Genomic DNA, 18189 nt, shown 5'->3' on the forward strand with positions numbered 1-18189 from the left:
TGGCGTAGTAACCGTCATTCTTCGTGTTACGAGAAGGGAGCCAAGTAGGCGCGAGCCCGCAATTCACCTGCGCCCTCAAAGTTCGATTCCGAGCGCCGCGATCAACTCCGTGTGAAGCTCTCGCAAGCGTTCAGCTCCGGCGTCACTGGGCGTCGCGCTGCCATTTGAGATAAGGCGGTTCGCCACCGCCACCTTAGATGGTGCCCTAAGGCCTTGATCATCGATCCAGGCCCGAATGGCGGCTGGATCCAACGCTGAATTGTCTGCGTTTGAAACGAGCGACGACGGCAATGCGTCGATGGTGGCCTGTGGGTTGCACTCTGGCAGAAGAGCAACGACCGCCTCGCGATATGCGTCCGCGGCCAGTACGCTCTCGACTCCGGCAAACCCTAGATCGATAATCAGGTTCGCCGGGACCCCTGCCTTGCCCAGCTTACTCTTGATCGCGGTTCCGCCAGAATCGCTGTCGACCAGGTAGGCAACACGTGCGCCTTCTAGGTCAAGTGATGGCAAGAAGTCGTTCGGCACCTCCGAAAGTCCCGGCGCGACCTGATAAGGGAGATTTTGTAAATCCGTCGCTGCACGCAACAGTGTGGGAAGAAGTATCATTTCGGTCGCACCTTCAGCAAGCACGACACTGCGAGCAGGTGTAAATGCCGCTGCAGCGGCTCCCATCGCAAGCATCAAAGGGGAGTAGCCAGCTGCACCTTGCCAGAAACTATTCTTGATGTCGCTTACCTGAATATTGTCGCGACGGGGCACAACTGTCCGAATTCCCGTGCCGAGATCTGGAGGCAAACATGCGGGGCTGTGAGTCGTATAGATGACCTTCACCGCGTGCTCCTGCGTGACGAACATGTTAACCAGATCGGCCTGCGCATCGATGTGGAGATGGTTCTCGGCCTCATCGATTAGCAGAATTGTAGGGCGATCTGAGCCATGCACCTTCAGGAAGGCGATCAGCGATATGAACATTCGAAGGCCAGCGCTACGTTCGTCGAAGATGGTAACGTTGTCGTCGCCTTCCATCAACTCGATTCTTAACTGATCGCCGTCTAGCTCGAAATGAACAGAAAGCCGCGCCTGCTTCCAAGCGTCCGCGAATATCGCGTCCATGCGCTTATTTGCTTGAACGACTACAGTTCGTCGTCTCGCGACATCGCCTGTGGTCATGAAGTCATACAGTTCGGGCAGGTTGAGTGAAGCTGTGCCTGCGAGATTGGCGAGAGCTGCGGGCGGATTCGAAGAGAGCGCCTCGTCGAATGTGTACGAAGATCGTATCGATCGATCTTCCTCGTCGAACAAGATAAAGTCAGGAGATCGTTTCCATAGTCGATTTCGAGCAGCCGCACCGGGTTCTGGAATACGAGCCCAGGAAATCACTGAATTGAATGATTCGCGCAGCACCGCCTCATCGTCAAGTGTGGCATTGAGGAGAGATTCGGCAACCATTATGGTGTTGTCACCGATCGGGGTGCCAGCCTCCGATATAGCGGCTTCAACGGCTTCAATCACGTGTTGCAATTCGGCTCGGAAATCTTGCGCCGCGGCCGAATGTGAATCTGAATACTGCGACTCGGGGTCGATCATATCAGCTAGGTCGCGAGATGCGTGTGTGCGCTTCAGAATCTCCACGACATCCTTCAATCCTGCTACCGATTTTGCTGGATGAGGGCTGATGTCAACGTGGAGCGTACTTCCGTCAGCGGTTCTGGAGATCGCGACCCGCGTCGGCGGTTCATGAAGGTCGAGGTCCGCCAAGGCCTCACGGTCTGAGTCATCGAGTACGTAGTCGCACTCGGTAACATGAGTTTGGTCCGTCACTTTCGCGCCCCTCGATCGCTCCGCAACCGGGACTTCATTGTTGTGGTCTACATGCGACAGCGCCTTTAGTAGCGTTGTCTTGCCTGCTTCGTTCGGGCCAACAATCGCGATCACCTTTGCGTCTAGATTGACTCGCGCATCAACGAGGCGCCCATATCCTTGAATACGAGCTGAGATTAGCCGCATTGTGCGCCCCACCGCTCCGACTGTGCAATGTCAATGAACTGGGCTTCCGTCTGATCCGTTCGCGCCAGATCGTAGTGCCACGGCGCAACATGGTGCAGCCTTTTGTCGGTCACTCCGCCCTCCACCGGCTCCCCCTCTCCCTCTTCCGGTGTCCTAAGATAGTTGAGCGTGAGAGTTCCCGTGAGCTTCTCAGAAGCGGCAGCTCCGGATGTCGGTCATCAGGATCGCCTTCGCGCCGAGCTCCGCGAGATCGTCCATCACGTCGTTGGCGTTCGTGCGGAGCACCATGGCACGCACCGCGACCCAGTTGTCGTCGGCCATCGGCGCCACCGTCGGGGACTCCAGGCCGGGCGTCACGGCGATCGCACCGTCGAGCAGGGTGCGCGGGCAGTCGTAGTCCAGCATCACGTACTGCCGGCCGAAGACGACGCCCTTGAGCCGGGCGGTGAGCTGATCACGGCCGCGGGCGGTCACATCGGTCCGGGCGCGGTCCGTATCGGCGCCGACCCGCTCGATGAGCACGCCCTCGGAGTCGCACAGGGACTCGCCGAAGGCCACCAGATTGTTCTGCCGCAGCGAGCGACCCGACTCGACGACGTCGGCGATCAGATCGGCCACGCCCAACTGGATCGAGATCTCCACCGCACCGTCGAGCCGGATCACGTCGGCGTTGATCCCGCGCTGCGCGAGATCGCGCCGCACCAGGTTCGGGTACGAGGTGGCGACCCGCTTACCGTCGAGGTCGTCGACCGACCACGGTGTTCCCGCGGGGCCGGCGTAGCGGAAGGTGGAGCGGCCGAATCCGAGCGCCAGCCGCTCGGTGAACTCCGCGCCCGAGTCCAGCGCGAGATCGCGGCCGGTGATGCCCATGTCGAGCTCACCGGAGCCCACGTAGAGCGCGATGTCCTTCGGGCGGAGGAAGAAGAACTCCACCTCGTTGGCGTTGTCGATGACCGTGAGGTCCTTGGCATCCGAGCGGCGGCGGTAACCCGCTTCGCTGAGGATGGCGGCGGCGGCCTCGGAGAGCGCGCCCTTGTTCGGTACGGCGACCCGCAACATGGTTCGAGGTTCCTTCGGGAGAGTCAGAGGTAGGAGTAGACGTCGTCGAGCGTGAGGCCGCGCTTGATCAGCAGCACCTGCAGCCAGTACAGGAGCTGCGAGGCCTCCTCGGCGAGTTCCGCATCGCCCTGATGCTCGGCCGCGATCCACACCTCGCCGGCCTCCTCGAGCACCTTCTTGCCCAGGAAATGGATGCCGTTGTCCAGCGCTTCGACGGTCCCGCTCCCGGCGGGCCGCGTCCGGGCCTTCTCGGCCAACTCCGCGAACAGCGTCTCCATGGTCTTCACGGTGATCGATTCTCCCACGCCCACAGGACCGCAGGTGGGCGGGGCCCTAGAGTGGTCACCGTGAACGGTGCGACGACGGACGACGGGGCACCGTCGACCGCGCAGGACGCTCCGGACTCCCCGCAGAAGCCGCCGAAGGGCGCCGCCCAGTACCGCTACGCACGGGCGCTGATCCGGGCGCGACTGCGCGTGGTCCGCGCGACCCGTGATCCCGACCGCTTCCTCCGCGAGAACTTCGACGAATTCGCGCAGCGGCATCCGCTGCTGGCCTGGGCGTGGGGCCTGCTGCACCTCGACTTCGCCGGCCTGTTCGTGGGTGGCCTGTTCCTCATGAGCAGTTTCACCGTCTCACTCGTTCCCCGGTCCTGGTTCTTCCAGGGCATCGTGGCCGGGATCAACGCGGTGATCGGCTACGGCATCGGCGTCTTCCTCAAGTGGGTGATCGTGGATCTGCTGGTGCGCACCCACCCCATCCGCGACGATCCGAGGCGCGCCCGGTTCGTGCCGCTGTGGCGGGCGCTCATCGTGCTCGGAGTCCTGGTGGGCGGGCTGTGGATGCTGGTGGTGTCGAAACGCTGGCAGGACGATGTGCGCGCGCTCATGGGCATGCCACCCGGCTCGAACCTCTGGTACCTGTTGACACCCATCGTCGCCTTCCTCGTGGCGGCACTGCTGATCTCGCTGTTCCGTGTGCTCCGGGACCTGGGGCTGTACCTGGCCCGACGGGCGAACCGGTATCTGCGCATTCCGCAGCCGGCAGCGCAGGTGCTCGGCTTCGCGGTGGTGGTGATCCTGGTGGTGATCGCCGTCAACGACGTGGGTGTGCGCGGCTTCACGGCGGGAGCGAACCGGCTCGCGTCGGCGTCGAACGACGAAGAGGCCGCGGGCTTCCCCCGGCCCACGGCCCCGGAGCGTTCCGGATCGCCGGAGTCCTTCGCCGAGTGGGACGGCCTGGGCAAGGAGGGGCGCAAGTTCGTCGCGGGCGGGCTGGGTGCAGCCGACCTGGCGCGGTTCACCACCGCGCCCGTGGTCGAGCCGATCCGGGTGTACGTGGGCCTGGAGAACGCGAAGAGCCCCGACGAGCGGATCGCCCTGCTGCACCGGGAACTGGCTCGCACCCGCGCGCTGGACCGCAAGTACGTGGTGGTCATCCCCACCACGGGATCGGGATGGGTGAATCCGACCGCCGCGCGCGCCGTGGAGCTGATGTACGGCGGCGACGTGGCGCTCGTGGCGATGCAGTACTCGTACCTCCCCAGTTGGATCTCCTTCCTCACCGACGGCGAGGCTTCGTTGCAATCCGGAAAGCGTTTGGTGGACGCGGTTCTCGGGGATGTGCGCGCCCGGCCCGAACCGGCACGCCCCAAGGTGCTGGTGCTGGGCGAGAGCCTGGGGACCCGTGCCGGTGAGGGCGCCTTCGACTCGCTCGTCGACATCCGGGACAAGGTGGACGGTGTGGTGTGGCTCGGACCGCCCCGCGCCAATCCGATCCATTCGGCGGTCACGCAGCGGCGAGACCTCGGCACCCCCGAGGTCTTGCCCGCGTACACCGACGGGCTGATCGTGCGGTTCACCGACGGCGTGGTGCCGCTGTCGGACAACGGGGGCAGCGAGTGGCTGGCCCCGCACATCGTGTACGTGCAGCACCCGTCCGACCCCGTGGTGTGGTGGTCGACGGATCTGCTGTTCCGGCAGCCGGATTGGCTGCGCGAACCGGCCGGGCGGGACCGCAGTTCGGCGATGGCCTGGTACCCCTTCGTCACCTTCTGGCAGGTCTCCGCCGATCTCGCCAACGCCGCCGGGGTCCCCGACGGCCACGGGCACAACTACGGCACCGCCGTCGTGGACGCCTTCGCGGCTGTGCTCCCACCGCCGGGGTGGACGCCGGCCGATACCGAGCGGGTGCGGATGGCCGTCATGGCCAGCGCCGCGGTCGACGGTGCCGAGAAGTGAGGCGTACCGCCTCCGGCGCGTGATGCTGGACACCTTCCGGCGTTGCCGCCGTGCGTGTCCCGCACGGGGCCGCTAGCGTCCCGAACATGAACCTTCGTTGGGTGACGGGTCGCGCCGGAGGTGCTCTGGCGGTGGGCGCTCTGGGACTCACCGCGATCACGGGGTGCGCCTCCTCGGATACCGATTCCTCCGACAGCGCCGTCAGTTTCAGTGCGGTCGTGCAGGCGGGACCGGCATCCGCCGCCCCGTCCGCGCGGGCGGGCACCGGAGACCTCCCGGTCGCCGCGGCAGGAACGGTCTGCGGGTCGGTGCCCACCGGAAACGGGCCGGCCAGCGTGGTGGTGAAGACGGGGCACGCGAACTGCGTGGACGCCCTCCGGGTCGGTAAGGCGTATGCGGCGGCCGCATCCAACGCGCAGGGTCAGGCCGTCACCGTCGAAAGCGCCGGATGGCGCTGCGGCGCGCGGGTGACCGACGCGGTGGCCACCTGCTCGAACGGCGACAACGCTTTCACCGTCGGCTAACGGCTGAAGGTCTCCAGCCCGACGCCCGTCAGTCCGCCGAGGTGTTGCGCCCCGTCGGCGACGGGATGCTCGCCCACGGTGAGCACGGTGCATCCGGCGGCGAGCGCCGACCGCGCGCCGGTCGGCGAATCCTCGACGGCGATGCACTCGGAGGCGGGGAATCCCGCGAGCTCGGCACCGCGCAGATACGGATCGGCCGCGGGCTTGGGGTTCGGGATCTCGTCACCGCAGACGGTGGCGACGAACCGCTCCCGGCCCAGCGTGCCCAGCGCGTGCTCGGTGATCTCCCGGACCGTGTTGGTCACCAATACCAGCGGAACGCCGGCCTCCGCGAGCAGGTCGAGGGTCTCGCGCGCACCGGGCTGCCACGGGATACCCGCGTCGAACAGCTCGATCACGCGGCCGGACAACCACTTCTCGGCTTCCTCGTAGTCCCGCTCGGCCTCCGGCACGCCGGCGAAGTCGAAGATCTTGCGGAGCGAGTCGTCGACCGCATTGCCGAGCGTTTCCTCCCGGGCCTGCGCGGTGATCTCCGCGCCGAGGGACCGGGTGAACTCGGCCACCGCGATGTCCCACAGCTTCTCGGAATCCAGGAGGGTTCCGTCCATGTCGAACAGCACTGCGGAGGGAAGGCTCATGCGGTCAACCTTAAGATGCGTGCCCGCGTGCTCCTGCGGCGGCCGTGGACACCGAGCTGTTCAGTCATTCGTCACCCGCACGACCGCCGGCTGTGTTTGGGTTCGATCATGCGCAACCGTGCCCTGTCCTCCGCCGTCGCACTGACCGCTGCCGCCTCGCTCCTCGTGAGCTGCGGGACCGCCGGAGACACGTCCGCGCCGTCGTCGTCCTCGTCCGCGGCGGCCGCGGCATTCACCGTGCCCGGTGTGGGCGATCTTCCGCCCGCCGCGGCGAACCAGGTGCACCTGTTCGCCTTCAACGACTTCCACGGCAACCTGCAGCCGCCCACCGGCTCCACCGGGAAGATCGGCGGCAAGGATGCCGGCGGTGCCGCGTACTTCGCCACCGCCTTGCAGCGGCTCAAGCAGGCCTACCCGAACAACCTCACGGTGGCGGCGGGTGACCTGGTGAGCGCCAGTCCCCTGGTCTCGGCGCTGTTCCGCGATGAGCCCACGGTGAAGTTCCTGAACTCGGTGGGCCTGCAGGCCTCGTCGGTGGGCAACCACGAATTCGACCACGGCACCGTGGAACTGGAACGACTGCAGAAGGGCGGCTGCGCGCCGGACGGCTGCGAACCGGGCGATCCGTTCACCGGCACCACCTATCAATACCTGGCCGCCAACGTCACGAACGGGGCCGGCCAGCTCCCGCCCGGCACGGCCGCGTGGAAGATGTTCGAGGTCGCCGGCCGGAAGATCGCCGTGATCGGCACCGTGACCCCCGAGACCGCCACCATCGTGGCGCCGGAGGGAGTGCGCGGCTACTCCTTCGGCGACGAGGCCGAGGCGATCAACCGGTACGTGCCGGAGATGAAGGCCGCCGGCGCCCAGGCCATCGTCGCGACGATGCACGACGGCGGCGCCCAGAAGGGTTCGGGTGAGGCAGACCCGAACGCGTGCACCAACGTCTCAGCGCCCACACCCGACCTCGCCGCGAAGATCGACCCGGCGGTCACGGCACTGGTCACCGGACACTCGCACCAGGCCTACGTGTGCACGATCGGTGGCCGCACCGTGACCCAGGCCGCGTCGTACGGGCGACTCATCACCGATATCACCCTCGACTTCGGCGCCGACCGCGTGACCTCGAAGGCCGTCAACCGCGTCGTGGGCCGCGACCTGCCGGCGGATCCGGCCACCGCACAGCTGGTGGACTTCTACGAGAAGGAGGCGAAGCCGCGCGCCGACCGCGTGATCGGCACGATCCCCTCCGATCTCAAGCGCCAGGCCTTCCCCGGCGGCGATTCGCCACTCGGCGACGTGATCGCCGACGCCATGCTGTTCACCACGCGCGCGCCGAACGAGGCGGCGGGCGTGGTGGCCTTCATGAATCCCGGCGGTGTCCGGGCCGACCTCAAGGGCGGTGACGTGACCTACGGCGCCGCGTACACGGTGCAGCCCTTCGGCAATCAGGTGGTCACCGTCTCGCTCACCGGTCAGCAGATCATCGACCTGCTGGAGCAGCAGTGGCAGAACCCCGACAAGACCACGATCCTGGCCCGTCGGGCATCAGCTACGCCTACGACGCCGGCGGCGCCCCGAACCGCAAGGTGATCCGGGACAGCGTGAAGGTGGGCGATCAGCCGCTGAACCCCGTCGCCGTGTACCGGGTGACCACCAACAACTTCCTCGCCGCGGGCGGTGACGGGTTCAGCGTGTTCACCCGCAGCACCGACCTCACGGTGGGCGGTATCGACCTGGACGCCCTGGAGAAGTACCTGCAGGCCACCCCGAACCTGCAGACGCCCACCAGCCGGGTCACCAAGCAGTAGTCGCGGGCGGGCCGCGGCTCGCCTCAGACGGGGCGCGCCTCCCGAGCGCCGCGTGCGCTCCCCACGTCCACGGCATTAGGGACCGCCCGGGACGACACCGGTTGGAGTTTCGTCACGGTAGTTCGCGTACGCCCTCGGTGACGACGTAGACTTTTCTGGTCGAGAGGCGTTGCAACGGGACCGGTCCCCCGGTATCCGCCACGCTCGGCGGAGTTAAGGACGCCTTCCGCGATGGAAGGAACGTACGTGAGCTCCTTTGAGCCGAACATCCGCCCTGACTGCACCGATGAGCTGACGGCAACGCTCCGTCGGCGGATCATGGTGATCGACGGCGCGATGGGCACGGCGATCCAGCGGGACCGGCCGGATGAGGACGGCTACCGCGGTGAGCGGTTCACGGAGTGGCCGACGGCTCTTCAGGGCAACAACGACCTGCTCAACCTGACGCAGCCGCACATCATCGAGGGGATCCACCGCGAGTATCTCGAGGCGGGCGCAGACATCCTGGAGACGAACACGTTCAACGCGAACGCGGTCTCGCTCTCCGACTACGACATGGGCGAGCTGAGCTACGAGCTGAACTACGCCGGTGCCGCTCTGGCGCGCAAGGTGTGTGACGAGTTCAGCACCCCGGATAAGCCCCGCTACGTCGCCGGCGCCCTCGGGCCCACGACGCGGACCGCGTCGATCTCGCCGGAGGTCAACGACCCCGGGGCCCGCAACGTTTCCTACGACCAGCTGGTCGCCGCCTACCTGGAAGCGGTCAACGGCCTCGTCGACGGTGGTTCCGACCTGATCATCATCGAGACGATCTTCGATTCGTTGAACGCCAAGGCGGCGGTGTTCGCCGTCGAGACCCTCTTCGAGGAACGCGGGCGCCGCTGGCCGGTGATCATCTCGGGCACCATCACCGATGGCTCTGGGCGGACCTTGTCCGGCCAGGTCACGGAAGCGTTCTGGAACGCGATCAGGCATGCGAAGCCGATCGCGGTGGGCCTCAACTGCGCCCTGGGCGCGCCGGAGATGAGGCCCTACATCGCCGAGATGGCACGGATCTCGGACACCTTCGTCTCCTGCTACCCGAACGCCGGCCTGCCGAACGCCTTCGGTGAGTACGACGAGTCTCCGGAGCACCAGGCCGCGTACCTGGCCGAATTCGCCGAGGCTGGTCTGGTGAACCTGGTGGGCGGCTGCTGCGGTACGGCGCCGGCGCACATCGCCGAGATCGCCAGGGTCGTCGAGGGCACGCCGCCGCGGGAGATTCCGCAGCTCCCGGTGGCCACCAGGCTGTCGGGACTGGAGCCGCTCAACATCACCGCCGACTCCCTGTTCGTGAACATCGGCGAGCGCACCAACATCACCGGCTCGGCACGGTTCCGCAACCTGATCAAGGCGGAGGACTACGACACAGCCCTGTCGGTCGCCCTGCAACAGGTCGAGGTCGGTGCGCAGGTCATCGACATCAACATGGACGAGGGCATGATCGACGGCGTCGCCGCGATGGACCGGTTCACCAAGCTGATCGCGGCCGAACCGGACATCAGTCGCGTCCCGGTGATGATCGACTCCTCCAAGTGGGAGGTGATCGAAGCCGGCCTGAAGAACGTGCAGGGCAAGCCGATCGTCAACTCGATCTCGATGAAGGAGGGCGAGGAAAAGTTCATCCGCGAGGCGCAGCTGTGCCGCAAATACGGAGCCGCCGTCGTCGTGATGGCGTTCGACGAAGAGGGGCAGGCCGATAACCTGGAGCGCCGCAAGGAGATCTGCGGGCGCGCCTACCGGATCCTGACCGAAGAGGTCGGCTTCCCGGCCGAGGACATCATCTTCGACCCGAACTGCTTCGCGTTGGCGACCGGTATCGAGGAGCACGCGACCTACGGCATCGACTTCATCGAGGCCTGCGCCTGGATCAAGGAGAACCTGCCCGGGGTGCACATCTCCGGTGGCATCTCGAACGTGTCGTTCTCCTTCCGGGGCAACAACCCCGTGCGCGAGGCCATCCACGCGGTGTTCCTGTTCCACGCCATCAAGGCCGGATTGGACATGGGCATCGTCAATGCCGGAGCCCTCGTGCCGTACGACGCGATCGACCCCGAGCTGCGGGACCGCATCGAGGACGTTGTGCTCAACCGTCGCGAGGACGCGGCCGAACGGCTCCTGGAGATCGCCGAACGGTTCAACAAGTCCGAGAAGGCCGAGGATCCCAAGGCCGCCGAGTGGCGCAGCCTCCCGGTCCGCGAGCGGATCACGCACGCGCTGGTCAAGGGCATCGACGCCGACGTCGAGACCGACACCGAGGAGTTGCGCGCCGAGATCGCCGCCGCGGGAGGGCGGCCGATCGAGGTGATCGAGGGCCCGCTGATGGACGGCATGAACGTCGTCGGTGACCTCTTCGGTGCGGGCAAGATGTTCCTACCCCAGGTCGTGAAGTCGGCGCGGGTGATGAAGAAGGCCGTGGCCTACCTGCTGCCGTACATCGAGGCGGAGAAGCAAGATTCGGGCACCGCGAGTAAAGACACCAACGGCACCATTATCATGGCGACTGTGAAGGGCGATGTTCACGACATCGGCAAGAACATCGTCGGGGTCGTCCTTCAGTGCAACAACTACGAGGTGATCGACCTCGGCGTGATGGTGCCCGCCGAGAAGATCCTGGCCGCCGCCAGGGAGTACAACGCTGACATCATCGGTCTGTCCGGCTTGATCACCCCGTCTCTGGACGAGATGGTCAACTTCGCCGTGGCGATGGAACGCGAGGGGTTGGACATCCCGCTCCTGATCGGTGGCGCGACCACGTCCCGCGCGCACACGGCCGTGAAGGTAGCGCCCCGCCGCAGCGGTCCGGTGGTGTGGGTCAAGGACGCCTCGCGTTCGGTGCCGGTGGCTGCCGCGCTGCTCGACGACAGGCAGCGTCCAGCCCTGCTGGAGGCCACCGAGGCCGATTACGCCGCGCTGCGCGAACGGCACGCCCAGAAGAGCGAACGGCCCATGCTGACGCTGGAGAAGGCCCGCGCCAACCGGACGCCGATCGAGTGGTCCGCCTATGAGCCGCCGGTACCCGCCCAGGGTCTCGGCGTCCGGGAGTTCTTGGACTACGACCTCGCCGAACTTCGCGAGTACATCGACTGGCAGCCGTTCTTCAACGCCTGGGAGATGAAGGGCCGTTTCCCCGACATCCTCAACAACCCGGTCTCGGGCGAGACCGCCCGCAAGCTGTACGACGACGCCCAGGAGATGCTCGACACCCTGATCGAGGAGAAGTGGCTGACCGCCAATGGCGTGATCGGGTTCTTCCCAGCGAACGCCGTCGGCGACGATATCGAGGTCTACACCGACGAGACCCGTAGCGAGGTGCAGACCAGGCTGCACAATCTGCGCCAGCAGGGCGAGCACCGGGACGGCATCCCGAACCGGAGCCTCGGCGACTTCGTTGCGCCGAAGGACACCGGTCTGGCCGACTACGTCGGCGCCTTCGCTGTCACCACGGGCCTCGGCAGCGCCGCCAAGATCGCCGAGTTCAAGGCGGCTAACGACGACTACAACGCGATCCTGCTGGAGTCGCTCGCCGACCGGTTGGCCGAGGCCTTCGCGGAACGGATGCACCAACGGGTCCGCACGGAGTTCTGGGGATTCCAGCCCGACGAGCAACTGGACAACGAGGCGCTGATCGGTGAGAAGTACGTGGGAATCCGCCCTGCTCCCGGCTACCCGGCCTGCCCGGAGCACACCGAGAAGGCGACGCTCTGGGAGTTGATGGACGTCCACGAGCGGACCGGTATCGAGCTGACCGAGTCGATGGCGATGTGGCCCGGTGCCGCCGTCAGCGGCTGGTACTTCTCGCACCCGCAGTCGCAGTACTTCGTGGTGGGCCGGTTGGCGCAGGACCAGGTCGCCGACTACGCGAAGCGCAAGGGCTGGACCTTGCAGGAAGCCGAGCGCTGGCTCAGCCCCAACCTCGGCTACAACCCGGAGGACTGAGCCCCGACGTTCGTGCAGGAGCGAGGCGATCGCATGACGAAGCCCCGCGTCGAAGCATGACTCGGTCGGCCCCGGCGCTACGCTTCTTCAGATGACGGACATGCGCAAGCTCGAACGTCCGGTGCTGATCGCGGCGTTCGAAGGATGGAACGACGCCGGGGATTCGGCGTCGGGCGCCGTGGAGCACCTCGAACTGATCTGGGACGCCCAGCCCCTCACCGAGCTGGACTCGGACGATTTCTACGACTTCCAGGTGAACCGGCCCACCATCAAGCAGATCGACGGCGTGACCCGCGCCGTCGAATGGCCGATGACCACCCTGTCGGTGTGCCGCCCGCCGAAGGCCGACCGCGATGTGGTGCTGCTGCGCGGCATCGAGCCGAACTTCCGGTGGCGTGCCTTCTGCGACCAACTGCTCGCGGTGTTCACCGAGCTGCGGATCGACACCGTGGTGATCCTCGGGGCACTGCTCGCCGATACGCCGCACACCCGCCCCGTCCCCGTTACCGGAACCGGCTACGACGCCGAGTCGGCGCGCCGGTACGGGCTCGAGGAGAACCGCTACGAGGGCCCCACCGGGATCACCGGCGTGCTCCAGGACGCGTGCGTGCGCTCCGGGTTCCCCGCAGTCTCCTTCTGGGCCGCGGTACCGCACTACGTCTCGCAGCCGCCGAACCCGAAGGCCACGGTGGCCCTGCTGCAGCGGGTCGAGCACGTGCTCGACCTCGCAGTTCCGCTCGCCGACCTGCCCGAGCGCGCCGAGGAGTGGGAATCCTCCGTCACCGAGATGACCTCCGACGACGACGATGTGGCCGCCTACGTGCGCGGACTCGAAGAGCGCGGCGACGAGGAGGCCAAGCGGGAGAACGCGGAGCGCCAGATCGACGGTGACGCGCTCGCGGCGGAGTTCGAGAAGTACCTGCGCCGCCGCGACCCCGGCACCGGTCCCTAGCGCACCAGCACCGGGACGAGCTGCTCATCCTCGGTGAGCGAGCCGTGCTGTCCGATCAGGTGCGAGACCACGGGCTCGGTGGAGGGGCGCACCACGGTGTGCGCGCCCCGCATCGCCACCACCAGGTCGCCGATCCGTTCCCTGGTGCGGTCGAGTACGCGCGGGCCGAACCAGCCGGCGGCGGCCGCCTCATCGCGGGTCAGGATCCAGGCCCGCTGCCCCAGCGTCTCGGACCAGGCGGCCCGGACGTCGTCGAGGGCACCGTCGGTGGTGTGCACGTGCCGCACGCGCGGTTCGCCCGCCAGCAGCCGCACCCCGGCCCGGAGATCGCTCTCGGCGTCGAAGTCGATCCGGGACGCCTCCGGGGCCTCGATCATGCCGTGATCCGCGGTGATCACCAGCAGACAATCCGAGGGCAGCGCTGCGGCCAGGGATTCGGCCAACGTGTCCACCTGGCGCAGCTGCATCATCCACGGCAGCGAGCCGGGGCCGTAGACGTGCCCGAGCATGTCGAGATCGCCGTGGTAGGCGTAGCAGAAGGCGCGCTCGCCCGGGCCCGTCGAGGTGGCGGCCACGGCGCGGCCCACCACATCGCCGAGCGCGGCCGCCGCCACCGGATCGGCGCCGCGCAGCACCGCGCGACTGAGGCCGCTGCCCACGTGATCCTTCGGCGTCACCGTGGTCACCGCGACCCCGTCGGCGGCCATCGCATCGAACAGGGTCGGCGCGGGCTGCTGTTCCTCGGGAACCACCGTCGCGCGCAGGTCGTGCGGCCGCCCGGGTCCCGAGCTGTTCCACCCGAGCGCGTTGAGCACCGTGCCCTTCGGGACCCCGTCGCCGCACACCGCGAACGAGAGCCCGACGATGCCGTGCTCACCCGGCGGCAGACCGGTGCCGATCGACGAGATGCTCGTCGCCGTGGTGGAGGGGAAACCCGCGGTGATGTGCGTGGCGGTGAGCTCGGACAGGAACGGCGCCTGCGCCGCGTAGCGGTCCAGCAGCCGGTGGCCCAGCCCGTCCACCAGCAGCAGGCACACGCGCCGCGTGGGACGGAACCCCAGCAGGTTGGTGTACCCGGCAACCCCGAGTGCGGCGGCCGCCGAGGGCACGACGTCGGCCAGCGAGCCCGAGCCGTACCGCGGGACCACCTGCCCCATCGGAGCTATCCGATGCGCTCGATCGACACGACCGGCGTGGTGATCCGCCAGGTGCGCACATCGGGATCGTCGGCGGCGCGAACCCAGAACTGCGCCGATTCACCCACCCGGCAGCTCTTGATCCCCAGCAGGGGGATGTCCTCCGAGTCACGACGCAGGGAGCTGATGCTCCACTGCTCGTCCTCGGCGGTGCCGCCGATCCCGGGTGCGCGCATCAGCGTCATCTCCCCCAGGTCCAGCACATAGGTCGACGTGCGGGTCTGCACGGTCCACACGCCCTCGGTCAGATCCGGGGCCAGCTCGCTGACGGTCCTCACAGGCGAAATATAGCGCGACGAGCCGCTACGCCGATACCGCAACGCCGAGGAGGGCGTCGACTGCGGCCGCAACGGTGGCCGGACCGTCCGCATCCGGGCCGCCGACGGTGACCGCCCGCTCGGCCCACGCGTCGAGCGCCGCGAGCGCCTTCGGGGTGTCGAGATCGTCGGCGAGGTAGCGCCGCAGCCGCCCCACGAGTTCCGCGCCGTCGGGGCTCGACTCGGCGGCGAAAGCCCTGCGCCACAGGTCGAGTCGGGCCTGCGCGCGCGCCAGCACGTCGTCCGACCAGGTGCGATCGGTGCGGTAGTGGCCCTCGAACAGGCCGAGGCGGATGGCCGCCGGGTCGACGCCCGAGCGGCGCAGTTTCGAGACGAAGACGAGGTTGCCGCGGCTCTTGGACATCTTCTCGCCGTCCAGACCGATCATCGCCGCGTGCACGTAGTGCCGAGCGAAGCGGCGGGCACCGGTATCGGCCTCGACGTGCGCGGCCGAGAACTCGTGGTGCGGGAAGATCAGGTCGCTGCCGCCGCCCTGGATGTCGAAGCCGACCCCGAGCCGGTTTTCGGCGATGGCGGCGCACTCGACGTGCCAGCCGGGGCGTCCCGGTCCCTGCGGGGACGACCACGAGGGCTCACCCGGCCGGGCCGCGCGCCACAGCAGCGCGTCGATCGGGTCGCGCTTGCCCGGGCGGTCCGGGTCGCCGCCCCGCTCGGCGAACAGGCGCTCCATGGTGGCGCGGTCGTAGCCGGATTCGTAGCCGAACTGCTCGGTGGCGTCGGCCCGGAAGTAGACATCGGGGAACTCGGGGTCGTCGACCACGTAGGCCGCGCCGCTCTCCAGCAGCCGGCCGACCAGCTCGACCACCTCGTCGATCGACTCGACCGCGCCGATGTAGTCCTGCGGCGCGAGCACCCGCAGCGCCTCCATGTCCTCGCGGAACAGGTCGGTCTCGCGGGCGCCGAGATCACGCCAGTCGATGCCGTCGCGGTCGGCGCGCTCGAACAGCGGATCGTCCACATCGGTCACGTTCTGCACGTAGTGCACCTCGTGGCCGTTGGCCCGCAGCACGCGGTTGATCAGGTCGAAGGTGAGGTAGGTCGCGGCGTGTCCCAGGTGAGTGGCGTCGTAGGGGGTGATGCCGCACACGTACATCCCCGACACGGCGCCCGGGTTCACCGGGCGCACCGTCTGATCGGAGGTGTCGAACAGGCGCAGCGGCACCGACGGGCCGGAGAGGGTGGGAACGGCGGGAGACGGCCAGGAACGCATGTCCCCCACCCTATGCGTCGCGGGAGGAGCCGGTCTTCCGGGCCGGGTGGCGGACCCGGGTGGAACCGCGGCGAGATGAGCGGAAGACCGACGCCGCGTGCCGCGACCAGCACGGACGGAGCTGAATCAGAAGGGCGGCCAGGGAATCGGGCGCTGCGAATCCGGGAGCGGCATGGTGCCGAGCTCTCCCAGCAGGCGCGCCCGATCGACGAGCGCCTCCTGCTCCTCGTCGGTGATCAGTCCGGTGAGGTCGGGCGGGGCGTCCGCGAATCGCGCGATATCGGCGAGCATGTCCTCGGCCACGAGGCGGCCCGCCCACCCCCACAGCACGGTCCGCAGCTTCGGCTGTGCGTGCAGGCAGATGCCGTGGTCCACGCCGAACAGGCGGCCGTCGGTGCCGGTGAGGATGTGGCCGCCCTTGCGATCGGCGTTGTTGAGCAGCACGTCGAGCACGGCCATGCGCCGCAGCCGCGGATCGTCGGCGTGCGCGAGCACCACCTCGCGGATCCCGTCCTGCGCGGCGGAGTCCTCCACGTAGCCGGTGAACACCGGCAGGTAGTCCGCCGGAACCGCATCATCGTCGAAGATGTCGACGAGGTCGGTCGCATCGTCGCCGGTGTCGGGCTCGTCGATCCACCGCTGCACCATCCCGGGGCCGAGCGGACCGTCGCGCAGCACCGTCTCGGGGATCAGGCCCCAGCCGAGCGCCTCCGAGATCAGGTACGAGGAGACCTCGCGGCCGGCCAGGGTGCCGTCCGGGAAGTCCCACAGCGGCGCCTCGCCGCGCACGGGCTTGTACACCGCACGATCGCCGGTGTCCCGGGTCGAGCCGTCACCCAGCTCGCACAGCAGTGTCGCGTTCGAGGCGGTGGTGATCCGACCGAGGATGGTCAGGTCGGCGGTGGCGAGGTCCACCTAGGAGGCCTCGGAACCGAAGGCGCCACCACGGCGGTATCCGTTGAGCCGCACGCACATGTGGCCGTCCGGGTCGAGCGGCGACCCGCACAGCGGGCAGGCGGGACGACCCGCGCCGATCACCCGGTCCGAGCGGGCGGCGAACTCGCGGGCGGCGGCGGGCGAGAGGAACACCCGCACCGCATCGGGGCCCTCTTCGGCATCGTCGGCCAGCACCACGGACTCGTCGAGCTCCTGCTCGGTGATCGCCAGCAGCTCGATCACCACGGCTGCGGCATCGGCGTCCCAGCCCAGGCCCATCGTGCCCACCCGGAACTCGGCGTCGACCGGCATCACCAGCGGCTGCAGATCGCTCACGGGGGCATCGGCGGGCGGCATCTCGGTGCCGAACCGGCGGGCCACCTCGTCGAGGAGCGCGCCGATCCGCTCGGCGAGAACCTGCACCTGCTGCTTCTCCAGCAGCACCGAGATCACCCGGGAATCGTGGACGACCTGCAGGTAGAAGGTGCGGTCGCCCGGTTGTCCCACGGTGCCCGCCACGAAGCGATCGGGCGTGCGGAAGATGTGCACGGAACGGCTCATGCCACCTCCCCGGTTCGTCGCGAGTGCTGCATCATCGGCTTCCAGTATCTCTCGGACGCGCTCATGCGCCGCTCTCGCCTCCCACGGTGGCCTCCTTGGGTGGCTGTTTCGGCAGCCGGACGGTGCCCGTCGAGTTCACGCAGTGCACGGCGGGCCGGTCCGGCCCGTAGCCGATGATCGACACCGACGCCGGGGCCACGAAGATGCGCTGGAACTGGTCGAGATGGGTGCCGATGGCATCGGCCACCACGGATTTGATCACGTCGCCGTGGCTGCACGCGACCCAGACGGCACCCGGACCGTACTGCTCGGTGATCCGCCGATCGTGTTCGCGGATCGCGGCCACCGCACGGGCCTGCACGTGCGCGAGTCCCTCGCCGTCGGGGAAGACGGCGGCCGAGGGCTGCTGTTGCACCACCTTCCACAGCGGTTCGTGCAGCAGCTCGGAGATCGGCCGCCCGGTCCATGTGCCGTAGTCCACTTCGACGAGCCGGTCGTCGGTGGATGTGCGCAGGTCCTGCGCGGCGAGCAGTGGTGCCAGCGTCTGCTCGCACCGGAGCAGGGGCGAGCGCACGGCCTCGACCAGGTCGACCCCGGCGAGGCGTCCGACGAGGTCCGCGGCCTGCGCGCGCCCGGTGTCGTCGAGGGCGACGCCTTCGGTGCGTCCCGCGAGCACCCCGGAGGTGTTCGCGGTGGAGCGGCCGTGGCGGATCAGGATGACCGTCATATCGACGAG

14 protein-coding genes and 1 pseudogene are annotated in these 18189 nt (G+C 67.9%); 5 read left to right on the plus strand and 10 right to left on the minus strand.

The features are described from left to right. Positions 1-75: 75 nt before the first annotated feature. From ABD108_RS10205 to ABD108_RS10215, 3 genes are all read right to left on the minus strand, one after another. Positions 76-2022, minus strand: a complete 1947-nt coding sequence (locus tag ABD108_RS10205; protein ID WP_343930203.1) for an AAA family ATPase — start codon at positions 2020-2022, stop codon at positions 76-78. A gap of 177 nt (positions 2023-2199) precedes the next feature. Continuing rightward, positions 2200-3069: an ATP phosphoribosyltransferase gene (hisG, locus tag ABD108_RS10210; RefSeq protein WP_343930204.1), complete on the minus strand. Its 870-nt coding sequence runs from the start codon at positions 3067-3069 to the stop codon at positions 2200-2202. A gap of 23 nt (positions 3070-3092) precedes the next feature. Then, a complete protein-coding gene (locus tag ABD108_RS10215) occupies positions 3093-3374 on the minus strand; it encodes a phosphoribosyl-ATP diphosphatase (RefSeq protein ID WP_220658828.1) in 282 nt (93 codons plus the stop codon). 150 nt (positions 3375-3524) lie between these two features. On the opposite strand from ABD108_RS10215, the gene ABD108_RS10220 reads away from it, so the two are divergent. Then, on the plus strand, positions 3525-5309 hold the full coding sequence (locus ABD108_RS10220; protein WP_425579778.1) for an alpha/beta hydrolase: 1785 nt from the start codon (positions 3525-3527) through the stop codon (positions 5307-5309). An 86-nt stretch (positions 5310-5395) separates the two neighbouring features. After that, positions 5396-5833 carry a hypothetical protein gene (locus tag ABD108_RS10225; RefSeq protein WP_343930206.1) on the plus strand — a complete coding sequence of 146 codons (438 nt, stop codon included), beginning with the start codon at positions 5396-5398 and terminating at the stop codon, positions 5831-5833. Here ABD108_RS10225 and ABD108_RS10230 read toward each other — a convergent pair. Then, complete coding sequence (locus ABD108_RS10230; protein WP_220658831.1) at positions 5830-6471, minus strand: HAD family hydrolase; 642 nt, start codon at positions 6469-6471, stop codon at positions 5830-5832. The genes ABD108_RS10225 and ABD108_RS10230 overlap by 4 nt on opposite strands. Before the next feature lie 108 nt (positions 6472-6579). On the opposite strand from ABD108_RS10230, the pseudogene ABD108_RS10235 reads away from it, so the two are divergent. The 3 genes and pseudogenes from ABD108_RS10235 (at position 6580) to ABD108_RS10245 (ending at position 13212) form a co-directional block, all read left to right on the plus strand. Continuing rightward, a pseudogene (locus tag ABD108_RS10235) lies at positions 6580-8282 on the plus strand (bifunctional metallophosphatase/5'-nucleotidase). A gap of 231 nt (positions 8283-8513) precedes the next feature. Then, positions 8514-12260 carry a methionine synthase gene (gene metH, locus ABD108_RS10240; protein WP_343930207.1) on the plus strand — a complete coding sequence of 1249 codons (3747 nt, stop codon included), beginning with the start codon at positions 8514-8516 and terminating at the stop codon, positions 12258-12260. A 91-nt stretch (positions 12261-12351) separates the two neighbouring features. Beyond that, positions 12352-13212, plus strand: coding sequence for a PAC2 family protein (locus tag ABD108_RS10245; RefSeq protein ID WP_220658834.1), 861 nt, complete (start codon positions 12352-12354; stop codon positions 13210-13212). Here ABD108_RS10245 and ABD108_RS10250 read toward each other — a convergent pair. The 6 genes from ABD108_RS10250 to ABD108_RS10275 all read right to left on the minus strand — a co-directional run bounded on the left by ABD108_RS10250 (position 13209) and on the right by ABD108_RS10275 (position 18180). Next, positions 13209-14369, minus strand: a complete 1161-nt coding sequence (locus ABD108_RS10250; RefSeq protein WP_220658835.1) for an alkaline phosphatase family protein — start codon at positions 14367-14369, stop codon at positions 13209-13211. The two genes, ABD108_RS10245 and ABD108_RS10250, sit on opposite strands and share 4 nt — an antisense overlap. A gap of 5 nt (positions 14370-14374) precedes the next feature. Then, entirely contained in the window at positions 14375-14686 is a 312-nt protein-coding gene (locus ABD108_RS10255; RefSeq protein WP_220658836.1) for a hypothetical protein, read from the minus strand. Between the two features lie 25 nt (positions 14687-14711). Then, positions 14712-15956 carry a cysteine--1-D-myo-inosityl 2-amino-2-deoxy-alpha-D-glucopyranoside ligase gene (mshC, locus tag ABD108_RS10260; RefSeq protein WP_343930208.1) on the minus strand — a complete coding sequence of 415 codons (1245 nt, stop codon included), beginning with the start codon at positions 15954-15956 and terminating at the stop codon, positions 14712-14714. 126 nt (positions 15957-16082) lie between these two features. Then, complete coding sequence (locus ABD108_RS10265; protein ID WP_343930209.1) at positions 16083-16871, minus strand: SCO1664 family protein; 789 nt, start codon at positions 16869-16871, stop codon at positions 16083-16085. Continuing rightward, a complete protein-coding gene (locus tag ABD108_RS10270) occupies positions 16872-17453 on the minus strand; it encodes a DUF3090 domain-containing protein (RefSeq protein WP_220658839.1) in 582 nt (193 codons plus the stop codon). A gap of 61 nt (positions 17454-17514) precedes the next feature. After that, the gene (locus ABD108_RS10275; RefSeq protein ID WP_343930210.1) at positions 17515-18180 is read right to left on the minus strand and encodes a histidine phosphatase family protein; all 666 of its coding nucleotides are present in this window, start codon (positions 18178-18180) and stop codon (positions 17515-17517) included. Positions 18181-18189: the final 9 nt, after the last annotated feature.

Origin of the sequence: Tsukamurella strandjordii, assembly GCF_039525985.1 — a bacterium.
GTDB lineage: Bacteria > Actinomycetota > Actinomycetes > Mycobacteriales > Mycobacteriaceae > Tsukamurella > Tsukamurella strandjordii.

What these genes read in the sequence shown, in the direction of transcription:
- hisG (WP_343930204.1), bottom strand. Translation starts at nt 3,069, where the DNA reads ATGTTGCGGGTCGCCGTACCGAACAAGGGCGCGCTCTCCGAGGCCGCC.
- ABD108_RS10225 (WP_343930206.1), top strand. Translation starts at nt 5,396, where the DNA reads ATGAACCTTCGTTGGGTGACGGGTCGCGCCGGAGGTGCTCTGGCGGTG.
- ABD108_RS10230 (WP_220658831.1), bottom strand. Translation starts at nt 6,471, where the DNA reads ATGAGCCTTCCCTCCGCAGTGCTGTTCGACATGGACGGAACCCTCCTG.
- metH (WP_343930207.1), top strand. Translation starts at nt 8,514, where the DNA reads ATGGAAGGAACGTACGTGAGCTCCTTTGAGCCGAACATCCGCCCTGAC.
- ABD108_RS10245 (WP_220658834.1), top strand. Translation starts at nt 12,352, where the DNA reads ATGACGGACATGCGCAAGCTCGAACGTCCGGTGCTGATCGCGGCGTTC.
- ABD108_RS10250 (WP_220658835.1), bottom strand. Translation starts at nt 14,369, where the DNA reads ATGGGGCAGGTGGTCCCGCGGTACGGCTCGGGCTCGCTGGCCGACGTC.
- mshC (WP_343930208.1), bottom strand. Translation starts at nt 15,956, where the DNA reads ATGCGTTCCTGGCCGTCTCCCGCCGTTCCCACCCTCTCCGGCCCGTCG.
- ABD108_RS10270 (WP_220658839.1), bottom strand. Translation starts at nt 17,453, where the DNA reads ATGAGCCGTTCCGTGCACATCTTCCGCACGCCCGATCGCTTCGTGGCG.
- ABD108_RS10275 (WP_343930210.1), bottom strand. Translation starts at nt 18,180, where the DNA reads ATGACGGTCATCCTGATCCGCCACGGCCGCTCCACCGCGAACACCTCC.